General features: G+C 52.0%; 26 protein-coding genes. All 26 read left to right on the top strand.

What is annotated here, in order from left to right; translation table 11 throughout:
- The first annotated feature begins 1 nt into the window (after position 1).
- The 26 genes from D3P09_RS01850 to D3P09_RS01725 all read left to right on the top strand — a co-directional run bounded on the left by D3P09_RS01850 (position 2) and on the right by D3P09_RS01725 (position 22911).
- Positions 2-646 (top strand): flagellar biosynthetic protein FliO, encoded by a 645-nt coding sequence (locus D3P09_RS01850; protein WP_120106688.1) that lies wholly within the window; start codon positions 2-4, stop codon positions 644-646.
- Positions 636-1391, top strand: a complete 756-nt coding sequence (gene fliP / locus D3P09_RS01845; RefSeq protein WP_120106686.1) for a flagellar type III secretion system pore protein FliP — start codon at positions 636-638, stop codon at positions 1389-1391. The genes D3P09_RS01850 and fliP overlap by 11 nt, the downstream gene beginning before the upstream one ends.
- 22 nt (positions 1392-1413) lie before the next feature.
- The gene (gene fliQ, locus D3P09_RS01840) at positions 1414-1683 is read left to right on the top strand and encodes a flagellar biosynthesis protein FliQ (protein ID WP_120106685.1); all 270 of its coding nucleotides are present in this window, start codon (positions 1414-1416) and stop codon (positions 1681-1683) included.
- An 11-nt stretch (positions 1684-1694) separates the two neighbouring features.
- Positions 1695-2492: a flagellar biosynthetic protein FliR gene (gene fliR / locus D3P09_RS01835; RefSeq protein WP_120106683.1), complete on the top strand. Its 798-nt coding sequence runs from the start codon at positions 1695-1697 to the stop codon at positions 2490-2492.
- A 12-nt stretch (positions 2493-2504) separates the two neighbouring features.
- A complete protein-coding gene (gene flhB, locus D3P09_RS01830) occupies positions 2505-3590 on the top strand; it encodes a flagellar biosynthesis protein FlhB (RefSeq protein WP_120106681.1) in 1086 nt (361 codons plus the stop codon).
- A gap of 45 nt (positions 3591-3635) precedes the next feature.
- A complete protein-coding gene (gene flhA, locus D3P09_RS01825; protein WP_243643870.1) occupies positions 3636-5666 on the top strand; it encodes a flagellar biosynthesis protein FlhA in 2031 nt (676 codons plus the stop codon).
- Positions 5663-6880: a flagellar biosynthesis GTPase FlhF gene (gene flhF / locus D3P09_RS01820; protein WP_120106677.1), complete on the top strand. Its 1218-nt coding sequence runs from the start codon at positions 5663-5665 to the stop codon at positions 6878-6880. Before flhA ends, flhF begins: the two co-directional genes overlap by 4 nt.
- The gene (locus tag D3P09_RS01815; RefSeq protein WP_120106675.1) at positions 6873-7742 is read left to right on the top strand and encodes a MinD/ParA family protein; all 870 of its coding nucleotides are present in this window, start codon (positions 6873-6875) and stop codon (positions 7740-7742) included. The genes flhF and D3P09_RS01815 overlap by 8 nt, the downstream gene beginning before the upstream one ends.
- Before the next feature lie 26 nt (positions 7743-7768).
- Entirely contained in the window at positions 7769-9061 is a 1293-nt protein-coding gene (locus D3P09_RS01810; protein ID WP_120106673.1) for a protein-glutamate methylesterase/protein-glutamine glutaminase, read from the top strand.
- Positions 9062-9104: 43 nt separating this feature from the next.
- Complete coding sequence (locus tag D3P09_RS01805; RefSeq protein ID WP_120106671.1) at positions 9105-11171, top strand: chemotaxis protein CheA; 2067 nt, start codon at positions 9105-9107, stop codon at positions 11169-11171.
- Between the two features lie 13 nt (positions 11172-11184).
- On the top strand, positions 11185-11646 hold the full coding sequence (locus tag D3P09_RS01800) for a chemotaxis protein CheW (RefSeq protein ID WP_120106670.1): 462 nt from the start codon (positions 11185-11187) through the stop codon (positions 11644-11646).
- Positions 11647-11682: 36 nt separating this feature from the next.
- Complete coding sequence (locus D3P09_RS01795) at positions 11683-12270, top strand: chemotaxis protein CheC (RefSeq protein ID WP_207892452.1); 588 nt, start codon at positions 11683-11685, stop codon at positions 12268-12270.
- Entirely contained in the window at positions 12267-12758 is a 492-nt protein-coding gene (locus D3P09_RS01790; RefSeq protein ID WP_120106666.1) for a chemotaxis protein CheD, read from the top strand. Before D3P09_RS01795 ends, D3P09_RS01790 begins: the two co-directional genes overlap by 4 nt.
- A 1-nt stretch (position 12759) precedes the next feature.
- On the top strand, positions 12760-13212 hold the full coding sequence (locus D3P09_RS01785; protein ID WP_120106664.1) for a hypothetical protein: 453 nt from the start codon (positions 12760-12762) through the stop codon (positions 13210-13212).
- A 7-nt stretch (positions 13213-13219) separates the two neighbouring features.
- Complete coding sequence (locus tag D3P09_RS01780; RefSeq protein WP_120106662.1) at positions 13220-14005, top strand: FliA/WhiG family RNA polymerase sigma factor; 786 nt, start codon at positions 13220-13222, stop codon at positions 14003-14005.
- A gap of 15 nt (positions 14006-14020) precedes the next feature.
- Positions 14021-15427 carry a DUF342 domain-containing protein gene (locus D3P09_RS01775; RefSeq protein ID WP_120106660.1) on the top strand — a complete coding sequence of 469 codons (1407 nt, stop codon included), beginning with the start codon at positions 14021-14023 and terminating at the stop codon, positions 15425-15427.
- Positions 15428-15466: 39 nt separating this feature from the next.
- Positions 15467-15793 carry a hypothetical protein gene (locus D3P09_RS01770; RefSeq protein ID WP_120106658.1) on the top strand — a complete coding sequence of 109 codons (327 nt, stop codon included), beginning with the start codon at positions 15467-15469 and terminating at the stop codon, positions 15791-15793.
- A 35-nt stretch (positions 15794-15828) separates the two neighbouring features.
- A complete protein-coding gene (locus tag D3P09_RS01765) occupies positions 15829-16401 on the top strand; it encodes a DUF6115 domain-containing protein (protein ID WP_120106656.1) in 573 nt (190 codons plus the stop codon).
- Positions 16401-16967 carry a hypothetical protein gene (locus D3P09_RS01760; RefSeq protein ID WP_120106654.1) on the top strand — a complete coding sequence of 189 codons (567 nt, stop codon included), beginning with the start codon at positions 16401-16403 and terminating at the stop codon, positions 16965-16967. The genes D3P09_RS01765 and D3P09_RS01760 overlap by 1 nt, the downstream gene beginning before the upstream one ends.
- 188 nt (positions 16968-17155) lie before the next feature.
- Positions 17156-17854, top strand: coding sequence for a 30S ribosomal protein S2 (rpsB, locus tag D3P09_RS01755; RefSeq protein WP_120106652.1), 699 nt, complete (start codon positions 17156-17158; stop codon positions 17852-17854).
- 112 nt (positions 17855-17966) lie between these two features.
- Positions 17967-18617, top strand: a complete 651-nt coding sequence (gene tsf, locus D3P09_RS01750; protein ID WP_120106650.1) for a translation elongation factor Ts — start codon at positions 17967-17969, stop codon at positions 18615-18617.
- Positions 18618-18749: 132 nt separating this feature from the next.
- Positions 18750-19478 (top strand): UMP kinase, encoded by a 729-nt coding sequence (gene pyrH, locus D3P09_RS01745; protein WP_119801347.1) that lies wholly within the window; start codon positions 18750-18752, stop codon positions 19476-19478.
- A 1-nt stretch (position 19479) separates the two neighbouring features.
- Positions 19480-20034 carry a ribosome recycling factor gene (frr, locus tag D3P09_RS01740; protein ID WP_120106648.1) on the top strand — a complete coding sequence of 185 codons (555 nt, stop codon included), beginning with the start codon at positions 19480-19482 and terminating at the stop codon, positions 20032-20034.
- A gap of 132 nt (positions 20035-20166) precedes the next feature.
- The gene (locus D3P09_RS01735; RefSeq protein ID WP_120106646.1) at positions 20167-20931 is read left to right on the top strand and encodes an isoprenyl transferase; all 765 of its coding nucleotides are present in this window, start codon (positions 20167-20169) and stop codon (positions 20929-20931) included.
- 27 nt (positions 20932-20958) lie between these two features.
- The gene (locus tag D3P09_RS01730) at positions 20959-21753 is read left to right on the top strand and encodes a phosphatidate cytidylyltransferase (protein ID WP_120108447.1); all 795 of its coding nucleotides are present in this window, start codon (positions 20959-20961) and stop codon (positions 21751-21753) included.
- 18 nt (positions 21754-21771) lie between these two features.
- Entirely contained in the window at positions 21772-22911 is a 1140-nt protein-coding gene (locus D3P09_RS01725; protein WP_120106644.1) for a 1-deoxy-D-xylulose-5-phosphate reductoisomerase, read from the top strand.
- Positions 22912-22998: the final 87 nt, after the last annotated feature.

The raw sequence follows: 22998 nt of genomic DNA, 5'->3' as shown, positions 1-22998 counted from the left end.
AATGAAAAAATCAAGAATGCGCGCGGCGATCCTTACCATCATCGGGCTTGCGACTTTGCCAACAATCGCTGCTGCTGGTTCCAGCGGCAGCAACTCCGATATTGAGCAGCCGCTTGATATTGCGAATACAAGCCCAGGAGAGCTGCTGGGCAACATGGTTTGGGTTATGGTGGCGCTTGCGATCGTCATTACCTTGATCATTCTCGTGATCAAATGGCTGTCGAGGCGCAACCAGCTTTGGGGAGCCAATCGCTCAATGCGTTCTCTGGGCGGCATTGCGCTTGGCCAGAACAGTTCAGTCCAGGTCGTGGAAATCGGCGGCCGGATCTACATTGTCGGTGTAGGCCAGCAGATTACGCTGCTGGACAAGCTTGCAGATCCTGATGAAGCAGCCGAGCTTATCGCGGCTTTGGAGAACCAGACGAACTCTGACTGGTCGCCCAAGGATTTGACGGACATGGTCAAGCAATGGCGGAACAAGCGTTCAAATCAAGCTGAGCCGGGGAAAGAGCAGTGGAATTCCGCTTCGTCCTTCGAGCAGATGCTGCAGAGCAAGCTGAGCAAGCAGGCTGACCGCAAGCAGCAGCTTGAGAACATGCTGCAAGACCAAAACAAGAATGAACGGTTGATGGATCATGAGAAATAAGAGGTGGCTTTCCTTTGCGGCGGTTCTGCTGCTGTCCCTCCTCATACATAATCAAGCCTTTGCGGAGCCGCTGCCCGATATTTCAATCAATATTGGAGGCAGCCAAGGGGATCAGCCAGGAACAAGCGCTTTGTCGCTTCTGCTGCTCATTACCGTACTAAGTCTTGCACCGGCCATTATGGTGCTGATGACAAGCTTTACTCGAATCGTGGTTGTGCTTGGCTTTGTCCGTACCTCATTAGGTACGCAGATGATGCCGCCTAACCAAGTCATCATAGGATTGTCGCTCTTTCTGACACTTTTCATCATGGCTCCGACCTTCGGGCAAGTGAATGAAGTTGCCCTGCAGCCTTATCTGAAAGGGGAAATCTCTCAGACCGAGGCATTCGACAAGGCTGCCGTTCCTATGAAGAAGTTTATGTTCTCTCATACAAGAGAGAAGGACCTGCTATTATTCATGAATTATACGAAAACGGAAAAGCCAGAATCCTTCGAGGATATCCCGCTAACGGTACTCATACCCGCATATGCCATCAGTGAATTGAAGACGGCGTTCCAGATGGGCTTTATGATCTTTATCCCGTTCCTCGTCATCGATATGATCGTAGCAAGTACGCTCATGGCGATGGGGATGATGATGCTTCCGCCGATTATGATATCGCTGCCGTTTAAGCTGCTGTTGTTCGTGCTGGTGGATGGATGGTATTTGATCGTGAAGTCACTGCTGCTTAGTTTCAATACATGATGAACGCTGGAGGGGAACGTAAATGAGTGCTGACTTTGTCATCGGATTGGCGGGCGAAGCGGTCTATACGGTCTTGAAAGCCAGCGCTCCGATGCTTGTTCTTGCGCTAGTGGTCGGATTGATGATCAGCGTATTCCAAGCGACAACGCAAATTCAGGAGCAGACGCTTGCTTTTGTTCCGAAGATTGTAGCTGTATTTATTTCTATTATCGTATTTGGACCGTGGATTCTGAATACGGTTGTCGATTTCACTTACCGGATACTGAACAATCTTCATCACTATATCGGTTAGGTTGTGAGTGAATGAATGCAATCGTACAAGGCTTTCCTATTTTTTTGCTAATCTTTTGTCGAATTACTGCGTTTTTCGTCGTAGCTCCGATTTTTTCGTCGCGCGGCGTACCCAATACCTTTAAGCTGGGCCTCGGTTTTTTTATATCTTTTCTGGTGTTTCTGTCTTATGGCATGAGCCAGACGATCGTACCGGACACAGCTGAGTATGTACTGCTTATTTTAAAAGAAATTTTGATAGGTCTTATGATAGGTTTTGTTGTCTACCTGTTTTTTGCGGTTGTGCAGACTGCCGGCGCCTTTATGGATATGCAGGTTGGCTTCGCTATGGCGAACGTGGTCGATCCCCATACAGGAGTGTCCGCGCCGCTCCTTGGCAACTTCAAGTATATGCTGATGCTGGTCGTGTTCCTGATGATGAATGGACATCATTACTTGTTGTCGGGACTCATGAACAGCTATCAATGGATGCCGCTGGACAATGAGCTATTCGGCAGATTGCTGGACGGAAGCTTGAGCGAATATCTGATTCGGGTATTCGGCAATACCTTCCTGCTTGCGCTGCAGATTGCCGCTCCGCTTGTAGTGGCGATGTTCCTGGCGGATGTGGGACTAGGATTCCTTACGAAGACAGCCCCGCAATTCAACGTATTCGTAATCGGCATTCCGCTGAAGATATTGCTTGGCTTGTTTCTTCTCATTTTGCTGATGCCTGGACTTGCCATGTTATTCGACAAGCTGTTCACCATCATGTTCGACTCGATCGAAGGGCTGTTCGGAATCGTACAAGGACCGCCTGCAGGGCAATAGGAGGCTGTATGCGTGCGACACTATCGCTTGAAGCTGGATCTGCAGCTATTCAACCAAGAGAAAACAGAAAAAGCGACGCCAAAGAAGCGCCAGGATAGCAGGAAGAAAGGCCAGGTCGCGAAATCCTCCGACCTGCCGGGCGCATTCATTCTCCTGTTCGCGTTCTCTTCATTCCTTATGCTAGGCAATTACTACAAGTCGCATATTAACGAATTGTTCGGCGGCTTATTCGAAAATTGGCTGACGATGGAAGTGACGACGGCGAACGTGATGGATTTGTTCCTAAGTATTACGAAGCAACTGCTAGTCATGCTGCTTCCCATATTCGCAATCGTTATGGTTATCGGCATTGTGGGCAACGTCATTCAATTTGGCTTCCTGCTTACAGGGGAACCGCTCAAGATGAAGCTGAACAAGCTGAATCCGATTGAAGGCTTCAAGCGGATTTTCTCGATGCGCAGCTTGGTTGAGTTTCTCAAAAGCATTTTGAAAGTGACCATAATCGGCATAATGGTCTATACGACTATCTCGAGAGAGTGGGATAAGCTGCTGTCGTTATCGATGCAGCCGCTGGAACGGATTTTCGCCTTCACTGCAGGGCTTACGATTAATCTGGGCATCCAGATTGGCGCCGTACTCGCGGTGCTTGCGTTTCTCGATTTTTTATACCAACGGTATGAGCATGAAAAAAGCATTAAGATGTCCAAACAGGATATTAAGGACGAATACAAAAAATCAGAGGGCGACCCCCTCATCAAAGGGCGCATTCGCGAGAGGCAGCGCAGGATGGCGCTGCAGCGGATGATGCAGGATGTTCCCAAAGCCGACGTCGTCATTACGAACCCGACACACTTTGCCATCGCTTTGAAGTATGACGCCTCCAAGATGGAAGCGCCGACCGTATTGGCCAAAGGGATGGATCACGTGGCCTTGCGCATCAAGGAGATCGCCAAGGAGAACGGCGTCATCACGATGGAAAACAAGCCGCTGGCCAGAGCGCTCTATGAGCGGGCCGAGATCGGGGATGTCATTCCGGCAGACCTGTTCCAAGCTGTGGCTGAGGTACTGGCTTACGTATATAAGATGAAAGGACGCTAATCAGCGGTATCTGATCTCACAAATGCCAGGGAGGAGGAAGACATCATGAAAGCTAAGGATTTGTTCATTATTCTCGGAATTATCGGAATCGTACTCATGATGATTATCCCGATCCCGATCTTCCTCATCGACTTGCTCTTAATCTTGAATATATCGGTTGCGCTGATGATTTTGCTTGTTGCCATGAACACAAGAGAAGCTTTGGACTTCTCCATATTCCCGGCTATCCTGCTGATCACCACGCTCTTCCGCCTGGCACTTAGCGTCTCGACAACCCGAAGCATTCTCCAAAATGCCGAGGCGGGCGAAGTTATTGCCACCTTCGGCCGATGGGTAGGCGGCGGTGAGGTCGTCATCGGCTTTATCGTCTTCTTGATCCTCGTCGTCGTACAGTTCATCGTTATTACCAAAGGCTCCGAGCGCGTAGCCGAGGTTGCGGCGAGATTTACGCTCGATGCGATGCCCGGCAAGCAGATGAGTATTGATGCGGACCTCAACTCCGGCCTGATCAACGAGCAGCAAGCGCGCGAGCGCCGCTCGAAGATTGAGAGAGAAGCGGACTTCTACGGAGCGATGGACGGCGCAAGTAAATTCGTCAAAGGCGATGCGATTGCGACAATCATTATTTTGATTATCAACCTGATTGGCGGCTTTATCGTCGGTATGGCCATGCACGGCATGGCATTCGGCGAGGCGCTCGAGACGTTCTCCATCCTGACGATCGGTGACGGTCTGGTTGCGCAAATACCTGCGCTGCTGATCTCGACTGCAGCAGGTTTGATTGTAACGCGTGCCGCATCCGAGGGCAATTTGTCCGAGGATCTGACATCCCAGCTGTTCAAATATCCGAAAATGCTCTATATTGCAGCCGGAACCATTGCAGTTCTTGGCTTGACGCCAATCGGAGTTTTAAGCACATGGCCGTTCGCAATCATATTGGCTGTCGGTGCCTACTATATGCAGAAGAAGCAGGCCAAGCAGCTGGAGCAGGACGAGATGCTGGTCGAAGAGCAGCAGATCGAAGAAGTACGCAGTCCCGAAAGTGTTATCAGCTTGCTGCAAGTGGATCCGATCGAATTCGAATTCGGTTACGGCTTGATCCCGCTGGCTGATACGCAGCAGGGCGGGGACTTGCTTGACCGGATCATCATGATCCGCAGACAATGCGCGCTGGAGCTTGGACTTGTCGTTCCGGTCATAAGGATACGGGACAACATTCAGCTGAAGCCCAATGAATATGTGATCAAGATCAAAGGCAACACAGTTGCTCGCGGTGATCTTCTACTGAATCATTATCTGGCAATGAGCCCGGGCTTTGAGGATGATTCCGTCGTAGGCATCGAGACGATGGAGCCGGCTTTCGGTCTTCCAGCGATCTGGATCGATGAAGCGATGAAGGAGCGAGCCGAGCTGTCGGGCTATACGGTTGTAGATCCGCCGTCTGTTGTAGCTACACATTTGACGGAGATCATCAAGCGCCACGCTCATGAGCTGATTGGCCGCCAGGAAGCGAAGATGCTGGTGGAGAACGTCAAGGAGTCGTATCCGGCGCTTATCGACGAGCTGATTCCTTCGATTCTTACAGTCGGCGATGTCCAGAAGGTACTCGCAAAGCTGCTTAAGGAAAAAATTTCGATCCGGGATTTGGTCACTATCTTCGAGACGCTGGCCGATCATGGACATTATACGAAGGACCCCGACATATTGACCGAATATGTGCGGCAAGCATTGTCCCGCCAGATTACGCAGCAGTTCTCCCCAGGGGGGGATACCTTGCGCGTCATTACGGTAGGTCCTCAGCTGGAGAAGAAAATAGCGGAATCGGTGCAGCAGACTGATCAGGGCAGCTATATCGCGCTTGACCCTATTTCCACCCAGCAAATCTATCAGAAGCTGAACGAGCATGTGAGCCGGCAGATTCAATCGGGTCAGCAGCCAATTGTATTGGCTTCGCCGACCATTCGAATGTATCTGAGACAAATTATTGAAAGAACGATGCAGGAAGTGCCGGTATTGTCCTATAGCGAGCTAGAGCCGAATATTGAAATCCAAAGTGTAGGGGTGGTTAATCTATGAGAGTGAAGCGATACATCGTGAATGCTCTCCCCGAAGCGGTGTCAATGATTCGTACGGATCTAGGCAAAGACGCAGTCATACTGGAAACCAAGGAAATCAAGGTTGGCGGCTTTATGGGCATGTTCCGCAAGAAACGAATGGAAGTCATCGCTGCGGTAGAGTCCGGCGCTTCGAAGCAAGGCGGGACAGAGCTGCCGCAGCGCAAGCCGTCTCCGGAAGTGAATGCGGTCGTGGAGCAGATTCTGCAGACCGCACAGCGAAGCAGTGCGGCAGCGGCGGTCATGGAGCCTCCGGCCCAACCGGATCCTCCGGTATCGGACAAGCGAATGGAGCGCGAGCAATTCATTATTAACGAGATTCGCGACTTGCGGGAATACATGGTCAAGCTGTCCCGGCAGCAAAGCGATCTCCATGCCTTGTCCGAACCGATGCTTGCACTCAAAGAACGGCTTCAGGAACAGGAGCTGGACAGCGAGTGGATTGATAAATTAATTGAAGCATTAAGTGAATCTGAGAAAAGCGCTGATCGGGTTTATGACCGGGTGGAGCTGTGGGGCGAAGCTAAGCATATGCTCGAAGAATGGCTTCAGCCCTATAACAATGCCGAGATTAGCCGCGATGCGCGCGTCGTCCATTTTGTAGGCCCGACAGGCGTCGGCAAAACAACGACGATCGCCAAGCTTGCGGCGGAGCAGACCATTAAGCGGGGGCGCAACGTCGGATTTATTACCTCCGATACATACAGGATTGCCGCGGTCGATCAGCTTCGAACCTATGCGAACATATTGAATGTGCCGCTTGAGGTTGTATTCTCCCCGATGGACCTGCCCAAGGCATATAAGGGGCTGTCCGATCGGGACTTGATCTTGATGGATACAGCGGGACGCAATTTCAGAAGCGAGCTGCATGTGTCTGAAGTGATAAGCCTGCTTCAATCGAATGAGCCGAACGAGACGGTGCTGGTGCTCAGCCTGACGGGGAAAACAGCGGATATGGCGATTATTGCGGAGCGCTTCTCCAAATACGGCATCCAGAAAGTATTGTTCACCAAGCTGGACGAAACGACCGTATACGGAGCCATCATGAACCTGATTCTGAAATATGGCTTGCACCCGACGTATTTGGCCAGCGGACAAAATGTGCCGGACGACATCGAGCGGTTCAAAGCTGGCAAATATGTAGAACTGCTGCTTGGAGACGCTGAACATGAATGATCAAGCCGAAGCATTGCGACATATGGTCAGACAGCAAGAGCAAGGGATGGATCGGAAGGATACACGTATCGTTACCGTAACAAGCGGCAAGGGCGGCGTCGGCAAATCGAACTTTAGCTTGAACTTTGCCCTGGCGCTGCAAAGGCTGGGCAAGAAAGTGCTTCTGTTCGACGCCGATATCGGAATGGCTAATATTGACGTTCTGATGGGACAATCGTCGGCCTGTAGTCTCTATCATCTCCTAAAACAGGAGAAGACGATCTGGGATATTGTATGTACTGGACCCGAGGGACTGCATTATATCGCAGGGGGTTCGGGCTTCAAGGACCTGCTGGAACTAACAGAGGATCAGCTTGCCAGATTCGCTTCGGAGGTAGAGAAGCTGCACGGCGAATATGATGTCATCCTATTCGATACAGGAGCGGGGCTCTCCAAGGAAACGGTCAAGTTCATTACCGCAGCTCAGGAAACGATTGTCGTAACTACGCCAGAACCGACATCGCTAACGGATGCGTACGCTTTGATCAAGATGGTGAAGTCGATGGATCAGAGTATCGCTTTCAAGCTTATAGTCAACCGCGCTACCGATGAGCGGGAAGGCAAAGCGACTGCGCAAAAAATCAGTCTTGTCGCGAGCCGGTTCCTGCAATCCGATATTCCCTCGCTCGGGATTATACCTGACGATCCGCATGTATCGAAGGCGGTAAAGAGGCAAGTGCCGTTCATGATCGCATATCCGGAGTGCGAATCAGCCGCCGCGGTGGGGAGAATTGCAAAAATGTTTTTGGACATGCCGTTAACCCGCAAGGATGCAAGCGGCGTCAAAGGATTTTTCACAAAATTGTTCAGACTCTCTAGATAATCCTTTGGAATTGAGGTGAGATACGATTGGCAACCTATCGGGTTCTAGTAGTGGACGATTCCGCCTTTATGCGGACCATCATCAGCGATCTCATCTTGCGGGATGAGCAGTTTGTCATCGCGGCGACTGCCTGCAACGGTGCAGAAGCTGTGGCCGCAGCTGCAGAGCATAAGCCGGATGTCATCACGATGGATCTGGAGATGCCGGTTATGAACGGGATTGAGGCGCTCCAGCTCATTATGAAGCAGACGCCGACTCCAGTCATTATGCTGTCCGGCATTAGCGAAGACAACGCGCGGGATACGATCAAGGCGCTTCAATTCGGCGCACTCGACTTTATCCGCAAGCCTTCGACCTCGGGATCAGGCGACATCCATCAAGTTGGCGAGCAGCTGCTGGAGAAGCTTCGCATCGCGGTATTCGCAAGGCGGAGCAAGACGGGGAGCATGCCGGAACGCGCGAAGCCCCAACAGGAAATTCAGACGACTGCCAAACCTGAGTCTCGCGTAGAAGAACGGCAGAAGCAGGGAGGTACGAAGCCTCCTTTGGCAGCACCTATACATAAAGCCAAGATCGATCCTTTGCCAGAGGAGAAGCCGAAGCCCGTACCGCCAAAACAGGTCAAGCCAGCGAAGCCGCCGTCAGCGTCAACAGTCAGCGCGGTGTCCAAGCAGTCGCCGGCACCGGCACCGGCGTCTGCGGCACAACAGCCGAATGTACGCAAGCCGCAGGGGACAGGCGTCTTCAAGCATATTGTCGCTATCGGCACTTCGACCGGCGGGCCAAGGGCGCTGCATGAGGTGATATCTTCCCTTCCGGGCAGCTTTCCGGCACCTGTGCTCGTGGTGCAGCATATGCCGCCTAAGTTTACGAAATCGCTGGCTCAGCGGCTAGACACCTTCAGCGCGCTAACTGTCGTTGAAGCGGAGCAAGGGATGCGGGTAAGCGCCGGCGTCGTGCATGTTGCTCCCGGAGGGAAGCACATGGAGCTGGGCAAGGATGCTGCCGGCTACTTCATCCGCTTGACGGATCAGCCCCAGCGCAACGGCCACCGCCCTTCGGTCGATGTCATGTTTGAATCGCTGCTGCCGTTCTCAGAGCTTGAACGGCATGCGGTCATTATGACGGGCATGGGCAGCGATGGCGCCAAAGGGCTGAAGGCGCTCGCGGAAGGCGGGGCAGCCTCGACGATTGCAGAATCCGAAGAAACATGTATTGTTTACGGCATGCCTCGAGCGGCTGTAGAATGCGGGGCAGCACAGCATGTTCTTCCTCTGCACAGTATTGCGAACCAGCTGGCCAGCACGATTTTGACATAAAAGAAGATCCCATTACGATCACACTAACAGGAGGTGCTTGGAAATGGATATGAACGCGTATTTGTCCATGTTTATCGACGAATCCAACGATCATCTTCAATCCTTGAACGAAAACCTGCTTCAACTGGAAAGCGACCCTGAAGACCTAAGCATTGTGCAATCGATTTTCCGCTCGGCCCATACGCTGAAAGGAATGTCGGCGACGATGGGGTTTGAGGATTTGGCAGCTTTGACGCATGAAATGGAAAACGTGCTCGATCTGGTGCGCAACAGCAAGCTGAAGATGGACAGCTTCATATTCGATACGCTGTTCAAGGGACTCGATGCGCTTGAGGCTATGGTTCAAGATATCGTGGCCGGCGGTACGGGCAAAGCGGATGTCACAGCTATAGTTGCATCGCTTCAAACGATTATGAAAAGCGACTACAAGAGCGGAGCCGCTGCTCCGGCACCGGCTGCAGCTTCAGCTGCAGCTGCGCCATCGAGTTCAACAAGCGCGGCGCTTCTCGACCAATTCCAAGCATCTATTCTGATGCAATCGATCGAAAGCGGCCTTCAGGCTTTCTTTGTCCAGGTTTCCTTGGAAGAGACTTGCGTCTTAAAGGCTGCACGCGCTTATATGGTATTCGACTTGCTGGAGCGGGGTGGAGAGATCGTCAAGTCTGACCCGGCTGTACAGGATCTGGAGCAAGAGAAGTTCGACCGCTCTTTCACGATATTTACGATCTCGACACTGAAAGAAGCCGAGCTGATTGAAGGGATCAACAGCATCTCGGAAATTGCGTCGGTTCAAGTTACTCCGCTGGATGCCGAGTCGCTGGCATCGCTGACGACAGCGCCTGCAGCAGCTGCGGCAGAGACGGCTGAACCGCCTGCAGCGGCAGCGCCGGCTGCAGGCAGCCCGGCAAAACAAGCATCGGAACCGGCTAAGAAGACAACTCCTGCAACAGGGGGAGCCGTAGCCAGAACGATTCGCGTTGATATCGAACGGCTTGATACATTAATGAACCTGTTCAGCGAATTGCTGATCGACCGCGTCCGGCTGGAGCAGCTTGCAAGCGAAGTCAAACGCAATGATTTGACGGAGACGGTGGAGCATATGGCAAGAGTCAGCTCTGATCTTCAAAACATCGTGCTCAAGCTGCGGATGGTGCCAGTAGATTCCGTGTTCAACCGCTTCCCGCGGATGATCCGCGATCTGGCCAAGTCGCTGGATAAGAAGATTGAACTCGTAATTACGGGCGCGGATACTGAGCTTGACCGCACCGTTATCGACGAGATCGGCGATCCGCTTGTCCACTTGCTGCGCAACTCCGTCGACCATGGCATTGAGACGATTGGCGACCGTATCGCAGCGGGCAAGCCGGAGACGGGAACGATTTACCTCCGCGCTTATCATAGCGGCAACCATGTCTTTATCGAAGTGGAAGAGGACGGCAGCGGCATCAATCAGGAGAAGGTGCTGAAGATTGCGATCAAGAACGGCGTTGTCACAGAAGAGGAAAGCCGGAAGCTGACCCCGGAAGAGATCAACATGCTGATCTTTGCCCCAGGCTTCAGTACAGCGGATAAAATCTCCGATATCTCTGGCCGCGGTGTCGGGCTTGATGTCGTGAAGACGAAGATTACTTCGCTGGGCGGCAATGTATCTGTCGATTCGGTGTTCGGCAAGGGCACCAAGTTCTCGGTTCAATTGCCGCTCACGCTGTCCATCATATCCGCGATGCTTATCAAGCTGGGCTCGGAGAAGTATGCGATTCCGCTCACCTCGATTGTCGAGACAGGTATTGTGAAGCGCGCAGATATTCTTGAAGTTCACGGAAATCAGATGATTCAGTTCCGCAACTCTATCATTCCGCTTGTATCGCTTAGCAAAGTGCTGGAGTCCCCGGACTATGACGAAGGGGCAGAGGTTGAAACCGAAATAATCGTCATCCGCAAAGGCGATAAGTGGGCAGCGGTCATGGTGGATGAATTCATTGGCCAAAGCGAAATCGTATTGAAGACATTGGGGCAGTACCTGACACAAATCCATGCGATTTCGGGAGCAACAATTCTGGGTGACGGTCAGGTTGCGCTTATTATCGATCCGAATGCACTGATTAAATAAGGAGGGGTTTTCGATGGGAGAAGAATTAAAGGTTATCGTGTTCGCGCTTGGCAAGGAGGAGTATGGGATTGAAGTAGACAAAGTACGCACAATCGAGAGATTGTCGCCCATTACTCGCGTCCCGAAGACTGCAACCTTCATTAAAGGAGTCATCAATCTGCGCGGTGTCGTCGTTCCCGTTATCGATCTGAGAGGCAGATTCAACCTGTCCGAGACGGAGCACACCGAGCACTCCCGTATCATTGTTGTTGCCGTTGGCGACCTGGAGGTCGGCTTTATCGTCGATTCGGCCAATGATGTTATCGATATCGACACGGATACAATCGATTCGCCGCCGGAAATTGTCGGGGGCATTAAAGCGAAGTATCTACGCGGCATTGCCAAGCTGGGGGAAGGACGCTTGCTTATTATGCTGAACCTTTCGGAAGTGCTCAACAAAAACGAAATTATTCAGCTAGAGCAGCTTGAGGTATAACCTGTGCCGTTATTCGAATCATTCAAAGCATTTGAAATGGATGTGCTGAAGGAAGTCGGCAATATCGGAGCGGGCAATGCGGCAACCGCATTGTCCAAGCTGCTCAACAAACCTGTCGATATGGCGGTGCCGAAGGTCAGCCTGCTGCCGTTCGAGGAAGTGGCGGAGCGCGTCGGCGGAGCCGAGCAGATCGTGCTTGCTGTTTTCTTAAGGGTCGAGGGCGAAGCACCCGGCAATATGTTCTTTATCATTGAGGAACAATCGGCGAAGCGCATGCTGAACCAGCTGCTGTCGATGAATCATCAGGAAGAGGTCGGCTACTCGGAGATGGAGCTGTCCGCCTTATGCGAGATCGGCAACATTCTGGCGGGATCCTACTTATCCTCGCTAGCCGATTTCACCCAGCTGCCGATGGTGCCGTCCGTACCTGCTATCGCACATGACATGGCAGGCGCAATCCTGAGCTACGGCTTAATGCAGTACGGGGAGATGGGTGACTCCGCCTTATTGATCGAGACCACATTTCTGGAGGATCGGCAATCGCTGGAGGGGCATTTCTTCCTGATCCCTGATCCGGAATCGTTCAACAAAATTTTCAAGGCATTGGGAGTCGACTTGGGATGACAGGGCAAACGTTGGTGAAGGTAGGCATGGCCGATCTGAATATTGCAATAGAAGGTGCCGTTCTTAAAACAACGGGACTCGGTTCCTGCGTCGGTCTGACGCTGTTCGATCCCCAGTGCAGAGTTGCCGGCATGGCGCATGTAATGCTCCCTTCTTCGGACATTGCCCGCGAATCGCAGATCAATCTGGCGAAATATGCGGATACGGCTATACCGGAGCTTCTGGAGAGAATGCAGGCTGCGGGAGCACGCTTAACCCGGCTTGAAGCCAAGATGGCGGGCGGAGCCCAGATGTTTGCGCTTGGCGGCTCCGACACGCTTCGTATCGGGCCGCGCAACGTGGAGTCTTGCACCGCTATTCTAGGGCGCTATCGCATTCCTATCCTGTCTGCGGATACGGGAGGCAACTACGGCCGAACGGTTGAATTTGACAGCTACAAAGGAATATTGGTCATCAGAAGCGTGCAGCATGGCGTAAAGGAGATTTAAGATGCAAGGTACTTGGCGATGGAATGTGGTATTCGGCATAACGGGTGTGGTTCTGACGGTTCTCTTCTCCATCGGCAACAATCCGTTATCCGTGATCATGCTTAGAAGTCTTTATGCGTTTGTCACATTTTTCGTATTGGCTTATCCGGCCCGTTATATGTTTGCAGCTATATTAAAGCCTCCTGCGATGATTGGAGAGCCGCAGGAGAGCGACGAAGCAAAAGGCCATTCGCTGGATGTGACAACCCCGGATGAGGGCGAGGATCTGAACGAACTGCTTAAGGCGCAAATGCAAGGAGCAGCTTCTGCGGAGGAGCAGCCAGAGATGAAGGGAGCCGCAACCGAAGGTGCGGAAGCCGGATTCCAGCCGCTTACGCCTCCGCAATTCGTATCTGCTGCGAATAAACAACCAGAAGAGATGGCTAAGGCATTACGTCACCTGACAGGAGAGTGAGTCGACGATGGCTGAGCTGAAGACGCCTCATTTGACTAACATCCAGATGTGGCAAGCTTGGAAAGAACATGGTGATCTTGAAGCGAAGAAGGCATTGATTGAAACGTATCTGCCGCTGGTCGAATATGTAACGAACCGCATGGCAATCGGTTTGCCCAAGAACGTTATAAAGGACGATCTTGCCAGCAACGGTGTCATGGGTCTTATTGACGCAATCGAAAAGTTCGATTATTTGCGCGGGCTGCAATTCGAGACGTACGCTTCATGGCGTATAAGAGGAGCGATTATTGACGGCCTGCGCCAAGGCGACTGGGTGCCTCGTTCCGTCCGCGAGAAGGCGAAGCGGGTCGAGGAGGCGTATCAGCATCTGGAGCAGCAGTACATGCGCTCGGTTACGGATCTGGAGGTCAGCACGTATTTGCAAGTATCCGAAAAAGAGTTCACCAATATGCTCCAGGACATTTCCGTAGCTACGATCTGCTCGCTAGAGGATCCGATTCGCGAAGAAGAATCAGAGACTCGCATGTCATTGCTAGTCGATGACAAAGCGAAAAATCCGGATTACAAAGTGCATGAGTTTTATTTGAAAGAGTCGCTGGTCAAAGGCATTGAGAGATTGACAGAGAAGGAAAGAACGGTAGTATCGCTGTTTTATTACGAAGAATTGTCGTTAAGCGAAATCGCAGAAGTGATGTCGCTATCCCCATCGCGAATTTCCCAGCTCCACTCCAAGGCTATTCTAAGATTGCGCGGAGCATTGGCTAAACATAAAGATCAACTTATGCAGCATTAGAGAGGAGGGACCAAGGTGGACAATATTCAATTAGATTCATACCTGCGCATCCAGACATCAGCTGACAAGCTGTCTGCCTTCCTAACATTTAGTCGGATTACGGAAGATTTTGTATGTGGGTCATCAGATTTAGAGCAGTATGTGCGCAGCAAGGGTGTTGTCCATGGACTCCGAATCGATGTGCTGGATCAAATATGCAGAAATCCGCTAGCCTATTGCAGAGAGCAGACCTTGATTGCGCAAGGTGAGGCTCCCGGCGAAGGGAAGGATGGAGCAGTACGGTTCGTCTATGACATGGAAGACAGAAATCAGCATAAGCCCGCCGAGGACCAGGACGGCAAAGTGGACTTCAAGGAAGTGAACAGGCTTAAAAATGTCACGCGCGGCCAATTGATAGCCGAGCTTGTCGAGCCGACGTCCGGTTCCTCGGGCACAATGGTGACCGGTGAAGTCATTCCGCCCAAGTTCGGCAAGAAAGCCCGCTTCAAAATCGGGAAAAACGTCGTGCAGAATGGCGAGAAAGCGCTCTATGCAGCAATTGACGGACTCATTACTCTTACGGATAAAGGGAAAATCAACGTATTTCCCGTATATGAAGTCAACGGCGATGTGGATTACAGCATCGGCAATATTGACTTTGTCGGAACAGTCGTCATCCGCGGCAATGTGTTGACAGGTTTCCGGATAAGAGCGTCGGGGGACATCCGCGTGGTTGGCGGCGTAGAAGGCGCGGAGCTGGAGTCGGACGGATCGATCGAGATCACCAGCGGCATTATGGCAAGCAACAAGGGACATGTCAAAGCAGGGCGGAATGTTCGCAGCTCCTTCATACAAGACGGGCATGTATACGCTGGAGAAGATGTTGTCGTCTCGCAGAGCATCATGCATTCAACCGTTAAGGCGGGCAAAAATGTCATTTGTTCCGGAGCAAAAGGGCTAATCGTCGGAGGCATCATACAGGCGGGGGAACAAGTTGTCGCGCGTACAATCGGCAACGCCATGTCCACGGCTACAGCAATCGAGGTTGGGGTAAATCCGCAGCTGCGCGAGGAACTGGTTGAGCTTCGCGCCACAATTAAGCAATCCTTTGAAAGCAACGAAAAGACGGAGAAGGCGCTGGTTATCCTGGATCAGATGGCCGCTGCAGGCCAGCTGACGGCTGACCGGATGGAGCTTCGCGCCAAGCTTAATGCGACCAAGCGGCAGACGAGCGCATTGATTGACGAGTCGAAAGCGCGCATGCTGGAGATCGAGAAGACGCTTGAGGACACGAATCGTTCCAAAATAAATGTAAGCGGAACCGCTTACGGCGGCACCAAAATCGTCATTGGCCGTTACACCAAGTTTGTAAAAGACAGCGCTCAGCGCGTTTCCTTCCGCCTAATGGAAGGCGATATCGCAATGGTTCCCTTTCACCCATAACAAGACGGTTAAGTCTAACGAGCGGGAGGTGCGGTTGGCATGACCTTTAAGCCATTGGATCTTCAAATGTCGGTTCCGCGTACGCAGGAATTCAGCGGCATGCAGCAGCAGGCAGCTCAGAGGCCTCAAGCGGAGCAGAATATTTTGGCGAATCAGACATCGAAGCAAACGGAAGAAATGCGCAACCAGAATACAGCGATCGAGCAGTCCTCGAAGCCTCAAGTTCGCCCCGATCAGGATGGGGCGAATGATACCGGACATAAGCGGGGGGCGCGCAAAAAAACGGACGGTACAGAAGAGGAGACGGCTTCTGACGAGCCGCCAGTGCATCCGTACAAAGGGCATCATCTGGATATCAAGCTGTAGATCAGCAGTATAAGCAAAGAGGCGGGATGCAACAGATGGATTCATGGCAATATATCGTGCTCGTTGGAGCAGTTGTCGCCGTAGGCGCCCTCGCCATGCCGAGAAAGAAAGCGGAGAGCGCTGAGGCTCCTCAGTCGGTCCGCAATATGGAGACGGCGCTTGATCAGTTCATGGAGAACATGGAGAAGGACAATGAGCAGCTGATCCAGCTCATTGCAGAGTCGCAGCAAGCGGCGAAGCAGGAGGGCGAGAGCAAGGATAAACGGATTGCTACATTAGAAGAGCGCTGCGGGCAGCTGGAGAAGCTGCTTCAGGAGACGCTTGTGAAGCCTGCCGCTGCCCGCTTGCGGGAGGATCAGCCATCCTCTGGTGCTATGACGGGTCAAGCGGATGCATTATCCGCTCCGCAAGCCGGACAAAGCGGGGTTGTGGAGAGCGCAGCTCAGGATCAGAGCCCAAAGCCCAATTCGATTCATGACCGCTATTCGGAGCTGTTCCGGCTTTATGCGGAAGGGAAGTCGATCGAAGCGATCGCGAAGAAGCTCGGCATGAACAAAGGAGAAGTTCAGCTCATCATCGGCTTGTCCAAACAGGAGGGAACGCTCTAATGTTCAACAAACGTTCCTTTGTGCTGGGGCTTGGCGTAGGCATCATTGCAGGAGCGCTGCTGCTGCATTTGTTCACGCTTGGCGAGAACAGCCAGAACAGGCTGATCGAAAGGGAGCAGGAAATAAGGCAAGGCGGCTTGCAAGGTGAGCCGTCCGGCAGCGAGCCGTCACCCGATACCTCCGCTGATACTGGCTTAGGCCCTGAAGCATCGCCGGAAGCGTCGCCCAAGGGGACTCCTGAGGCCTCTGGCTTGGACGAGGCGCCTTCCGAGACTCCGGTTGCGGATGCCGGCGCTTCAGAGACGGAAGAGGCGCTGGAGCCTCTTCAGAAGCTTGTGCGCATAGAGCCAGGCTCCAATCTCACTGAGACATCGGAGCTGCTGCTTGCCAGCGGAATTATCGATGATGCTTCCGAATTCATCAAACAAATGAAAGCCAGGAACAAACAGGTGAGAGCCGGTTATTTTTTGATTCAGGAGAAAGCCGGAGTTGACGGGGCGATCAAAGGCGTAACCGGCCAGCCGATCAGCAAATCGGAAGCAGAGGCATGGCTTGCGGCACAATAATGGTTTTCTCATACGGAAGTGGCAAAGTGTTCTTGCATGGGGAACTCATCTATGATATATTAAATGACGGTGTTAAAAACACACGCCGATCAATTCTGACAACGGTGCTTTCGCCAGGCGGAAGTTTTGTCGGAAGACGCGATCAGGCGGAGGGACACACAAAAACCATTAACAGGAGGTGTTGAAGAATGGCGGTTATCTCCATGAAGCAGCTTCTAGAAGCTGGGGTACACTTCGGTCACCAGACTCGTCGTTGGAACCCTAAGATGGATCGTTATATCTTCACAGAAAGAAACGGCATTTACATTATCGACTTGCAAAAAACGGTTAAGAAAGTTGACGAGGCGTACAACTTTGTTAAATCCGTAGCGGCTGAGGGCGGCACTATGCTGTTCGTCGGCACGAAGAAGCAAGCTCAAGATTCGGTGAAAGAAGAAGCAGAGCGTTGCGGCAACTTCTACATCAACCAGCGCTGGCTGGGCGGCACGCTGACGAATTTCCAAACGATTCAAAAGCGTATCGACCGTCTGAAGCAGCTTGAGAAATGGGAAGAGGACGGCACTTTCGAAGTTCTTCCGAAGAAAGAAGTTATCATTCTTCGCAAGGAGAAAGAACGTCTGGAGAAATTCTTGGGCGGCATCAAAGGCATGAAAGGCCTGCCAAGCGCGCTGTTCGTTATCGACCCGCGCAAAGAGCGTATTGCAGTTGCTGAAGCTCGCAAATTGGGTATCCCAATCGTAGGTATCGTTGATACAAACTGCGATCCGGACGAAATCGACTACGTTATCCCTGGTAACGACGATGCGATCCGTGCAGTTAAGCTTCTTACAGCTAAAATGGCTGACGCGATCATCGAAGCGAACCAAGGCGAGCAAACAACAGCCTAATCGCAAACGTATAACATCATTTCGTAACAACAAAGGGTGGTCAGATGGTGCAAACCTCTCACTACCCTTTTTTTGAACAAAATTCTGATGTAAACTTTTAGGAGGGTTTTTCATGGCAGTTAGCGCAAGCGCGGTAAAGGAACTTCGTGAGAGAACAGGAGCAGGCATGCTCGATTGCAAAAAAGCGCTGGATGAAACAGGCGGCGACGTAGAAAAAGCGATCGCATTGCTTCGCGAGAAAGGTCTTGCTGCGGCAGCAAACAAAGCTGGACGCGTTGCGACTGAGGGCGTAGTTGAATCCTACATCCATGCAGGCGGCCGTATCGGCGTGCTGGTTGAGATTAACTGTGAGACGGACTTCGTTGCAAAAACGGATCAATTCCGTGAATTTGCTAGAGATATCGCGATGCAAATCGCTGCAGCAAATCCGAAATTCGTTCGTCGTGAAGAAGTTCCGGCTGACGAGCTTGAAAAAGAAAAAGAAATTCTTAAAAACCAAGCTCTGAACGAAGGCAAGCCTGAAAAAATCGTTGAAAAAATGGTTGAAGGCCGCATTTCGAAGTACTATGAAGAGTATTGCCTGCTTGAGCAAGCTTTCATCAAAGATCCGGACAAAACGATCTCTGAGCTGCTTAACGAAAAAATCAGCAAAATCGGTGAAAATATTTCGATCCGTCGCTTTGTTCGTTACGAGCTGGGCGAAGGCCTTGAGAAAAAAGTCGACAACTTCGTTGAAGAAGTTATGGCTCAAGCGAAACTGTAATCCGAACGCACAGGCGGGGCGGGGCGTCCGCCCCGCCTTCTTTTCTATAAATGGCATATCGCAAACATTCGAGCTTTACCGGAATATAAAAGAGTGTCCTCGCTTGCGAGGTGCATGATGGAGGTAATCACGTTGGAACATCCTGTATTTAAACGCATCGTCTTGAAAGTGAGCGGCGAATCATTGTCTGGTCAAGAAGGTTACGGCATTGAAGCTTCCGTTATCTCTTCCATTGCCAATCAAGTGAAGGAAGTAATCGATCTTGGCGTAGAAGTCGCTATCGTAGTAGGCGGCGGCAACATATGGAGAGGTATCGCAGGCACTGCCAAAGGCATTGACCGCGCAACGGCGGACTACATGGGCATGCTCGCCACCGTTATGAACTCGCTGGCTCTTCAAGACGCACTGGAGCAAATTGATGTGCCAACCCGCGTCCAAACTTCGATTGCCATGCAGCAAATCGCCGAGCCGTATATCAGACGCCGTGCGATCCGCCATCTGGAGAAGGGTCGCGTCGTTATCTTCGCAGCCGGCACAGGCAACCCGTTCTTCTCGACTGATACGACGGCAGCGCTGCGCGCAGCTGAGATCGAAGCCGAAGTAATCTTGATGGCGAAGAACAAAGTAGACGGCGTGTATTCCGCCGATCCGTTCAAAGACGAGAATGCCGAGAAATTCGAGGAGCTCACCTATCTGGACATGCTTAACCGCAATCTGGGCGTTATGGACTCCACAGCTTCGTCGCTTTGCATGGATAACAATATCCCTCTTATCGTATTCTCCATAACGGAGAATGGAAATATTAAACGAGTCGTGCTGGGCGAAAAAATCGGTACGATTGTGAAAGGAAGTGCGAAATAACATGCCACAAGCGATTAAGAAAAGCGCAGAAGAGCGCATGGAGAAGGCGATTGGCGCGTTGAAGCGCGATCTGGCAACGCTTCGCGCGGGCAAAGCGAGCCCGGCGCTGCTTGACCGTGTTCAAGTTGAATATTATGGTTCTCAAACGCCGCTTAACCAATTGGCGAACATCAATACGCCAGACTCGCGTACACTGATGATCCAGCCTTGGGACAAATCGTCGCTGGCCGCGATCGAGAAAGCGATCTTGAAATCGGATCTTGGGCTTACGCCATCCAATGACGGATTGGCTATCCGGATCTCTGTGCCGCCTCTTACGGAAGAGCGCCGCGCCGAGCTGGTGAAGAACTCCAAGAAATTCGGCGAAGAGGCTAAGGTTGCCATCCGCAACATTCGCCGGGATGCCAACGATGATGTGAAGAAGCTGGAGAAGACGGACATCTCCGAAGACGAATCGCGCCGTCACCAAGATGACATCCAGAAGACTACGGATAAGTTCATCGCAGAGGTTGAGAAAGTTCTATCTGCCAAAGAAAAAGAAATAATGGAAGTTTAATTCAAGCTCAGGGCCCCTCCGACAGGTGGGGTTACGTTTTTATTGAACATACGAAGAGGGATGGGCGGCCCATTCGCCCGTCCTCGAAGGACTCCGATAGACGATTGTTCTTATCGGTTGGGAGGAAGCTAGATGATCAAGCGACTTTGGGCTAGACTAAGCGAATCATTCGCGCCGAAGCCGGCTCCTATCGAGACGAGCAATGTGCCGAGGCATGTCGCCATCATTATGGACGGGAACGGTCGATGGGCCAAGAAGCGCGGCTTGCCGCGAATGGCTGGCCATCACTCCGGAATGAAAACGGTCAAGCGCATCACGATTGCGGCGGACCGCCTCGGGATAAAATATTTAACAATGTACGCCTTCTCTACCGAGAATTGGAAACGGCCCAAGGCGGAAGTCGATTTTCTCATGAAGCTGCCGCAGCAGTTTCTGGAGATTGAGCTGGACGAGTTAATCGCCAACAATGTGCAAGTCCGTATGATGGGGGCTAGAGACAATTTGCCTCCTCATACGATAAGCGCTTTGGAGGAAGCGGTCAGCAAGACAGCAAGCAATACCGGACTTGTCCTTAACTTTGCTCTCAATTACGGCAGCCGTATGGAAATGATAGACGCAGTTAAGCATATTGCGCAGGATGTGAAAAACGGCAAGCTGGAAGTAGGAGCGATCGACGAAGACGTCATGGCCAGCCGGCTGCTCACCTGCGATATTCCTGATCCGGATCTGCTGATTCGTACAAGCGGCGAGCTTAGGCTAAGCAACTTTATGCTCTGGCAGCTGGCATACAGCGAGTTTTGGTTTACAGATGTGTATTGGCCTGAATTTACGGAGAAGCATTTCCACGAAGCCATTCAAACCTATCAACAACGGGCGCGAAGATATGGCGGATTATAGCATGAGACAACGGAGTGTGACTTGGCATTGAAACAACGATTGATTACAGGGGTCATCGCAGGCGCAGTGTTTGTCGGCCTGGCCGTATTGGGCGGAGCCTATTATACAGGTTTGCTGGTGCTGCTTGCTATTATCGGATTTTATGAATATACCCGTATGAACGGTTTTTCTCCGTTTCACCCTTCCGCGTTGCTTGGCTTCGCCGGGGTGCTGTACTTCGTTCTTCCATGGGAAGCATGGGGTGTCAGCATGCCTTCGCCCCTCACCATATTGTGGATGCTGGCATTCCTTCTGCTTGCTGTAACGGTAGTGACCAAAAACAAAACAACAATAGACGGAGCTTCGCTCATGCTCCTCGGCGCTTTATACGTCGGCTATGGCTTTGCGGCAATGATTGCTGTGCGAGACATGGGCGAATATGGCTTGTTCTGGACATTTCTTTCTTTTGGATGCATATGGGCATCGGATATCGGCGCCTATTTCACCGGTCGCGCGATCGGCAAGACGAAGCTCTGGCCTTCCATTAGTCCCAATAAGACGATCGAAGGCGCTGTTGGCGGTATCGTGTTGTCTTTAGTGGTGGCTGTGGTATTTGCTATACTGGGACCGGATACAGTCACTATCGGCAGAGCGCTGCTCATTGGCGCAGTTGCCGCGATTGCCGGTCAATTCGGCGATTTGATTCAATCAGCTTACAAGCGTGTGAGGAACATTAAAGACACGGGCAAGTTGCTTCCAGGTCATGGAGGCGTGCTCGACCGCTGCGACAGCTGGCTGATCGTATTTCCGCTGTTGCTGTTGACGGAGCTTATCCCGGTTTAAGCTTGGAGGTACTTTTACTTGAAGAACATTGCGTTATTAGGCTCCACGGGTTCAATCGGCACTCAGACGCTTGATGTGGTCAGGCATCAGCGGGACCGCTTCCGTATCGTTGGGTTGTCGGCAGGCAATAATGCAGAGCTTGTCATTGAGCAAGCAAAGGAGTTCAAGCCAGCCCTGGTCAGTGTAGCTACCAAAGAGCTTGCGGAACAGGTGCGGCTTTATATGCCGGAGGGAACGCGCGTTACTTATGGCGAAGAGGGCCTGATTGAAGTGGCGGCTGGCACGGATGCGGATACGGTTGTAACGGCTATTATCGGCAGCAGAGGTCTACCTGCTACTCTTGCTGCGATCCATGCCGGCAAAACGATTGGCCTCGCGAACAAAGAAACGCTGGTAACAGCGGGGCATATTGTCATGCAGCGCGCCAAGGAGCGCGGTGTAGCGGTGCTGCCTATCGATTCCGAGCATTCCGCCATCTATCAATGCCTGAACGGCGAGAGACGAAGCGACGTGCTTGGCATTACGCTGACCGCTTCCGGCGGATCGTTCCGCGATCGTACGAGGGAACAGCTGGCTGGCGTCACGGTGGAGGATGCGCTTAAGCATCCGAACTGGTCTATGGGCGCGAAGATTACCATTGACTCCGCCACCATGGTGAACAAAGGGCTGGAGGTCATTGAGGCCAAATGGCTGTTCGACCTTGATTATGACCAGGTCAATGTCCTTATCCATCCGGAAAGCATTATCCATTCGTATGTTGAATTTACGGATAACAGCATCATCGCCCAGCTGGGCATGCCGGATATGCGCGTGCCGATTCAGTATGCGCTCACTTATCCGGAGCGTCTGCCAACTCCGACCGAGCGCCTTAGCCTGGCGCAAATCGGGAAGCTGCAATTCAGAGAGATGGATTATGAGCGTTTCCCATGCCTTAGACTTGCATTCCAATGCGGACGGCTGGGACAATCTGCCCCGACCGTCTATAATGCCGCGAATGAGGTGGCGGTAGCCCGGTTCCTGAATCGCGAGATATCCTTCCTTGATATTGAGCGGGTGCTGGAGACGGTGGTAGAACGGCATGATGTGTGTGATGTCCATGATTTGAGAACGATTACGGAAGTGGACGAGTGGGCTCGCGGGTTAGCCGCGACGGTCTGAACCTGCCGAAATAGTGGTTCTCTTGTATCGGGCGGGAGAATAATGATAATCTATGTACAGGCCGTAACGAACAGGAGGCAACACGTC

The organism is Paenibacillus pinisoli (genome assembly GCF_003605435.1).
Classification (GTDB): Bacteria; Bacillota; Bacilli; order Paenibacillales; family Paenibacillaceae; genus Pristimantibacillus; species Pristimantibacillus pinisoli.
The sequence above is the reverse complement of the archived record's forward strand: the minus strand, read 5'-3'. Positions and strand labels throughout refer to the sequence as shown.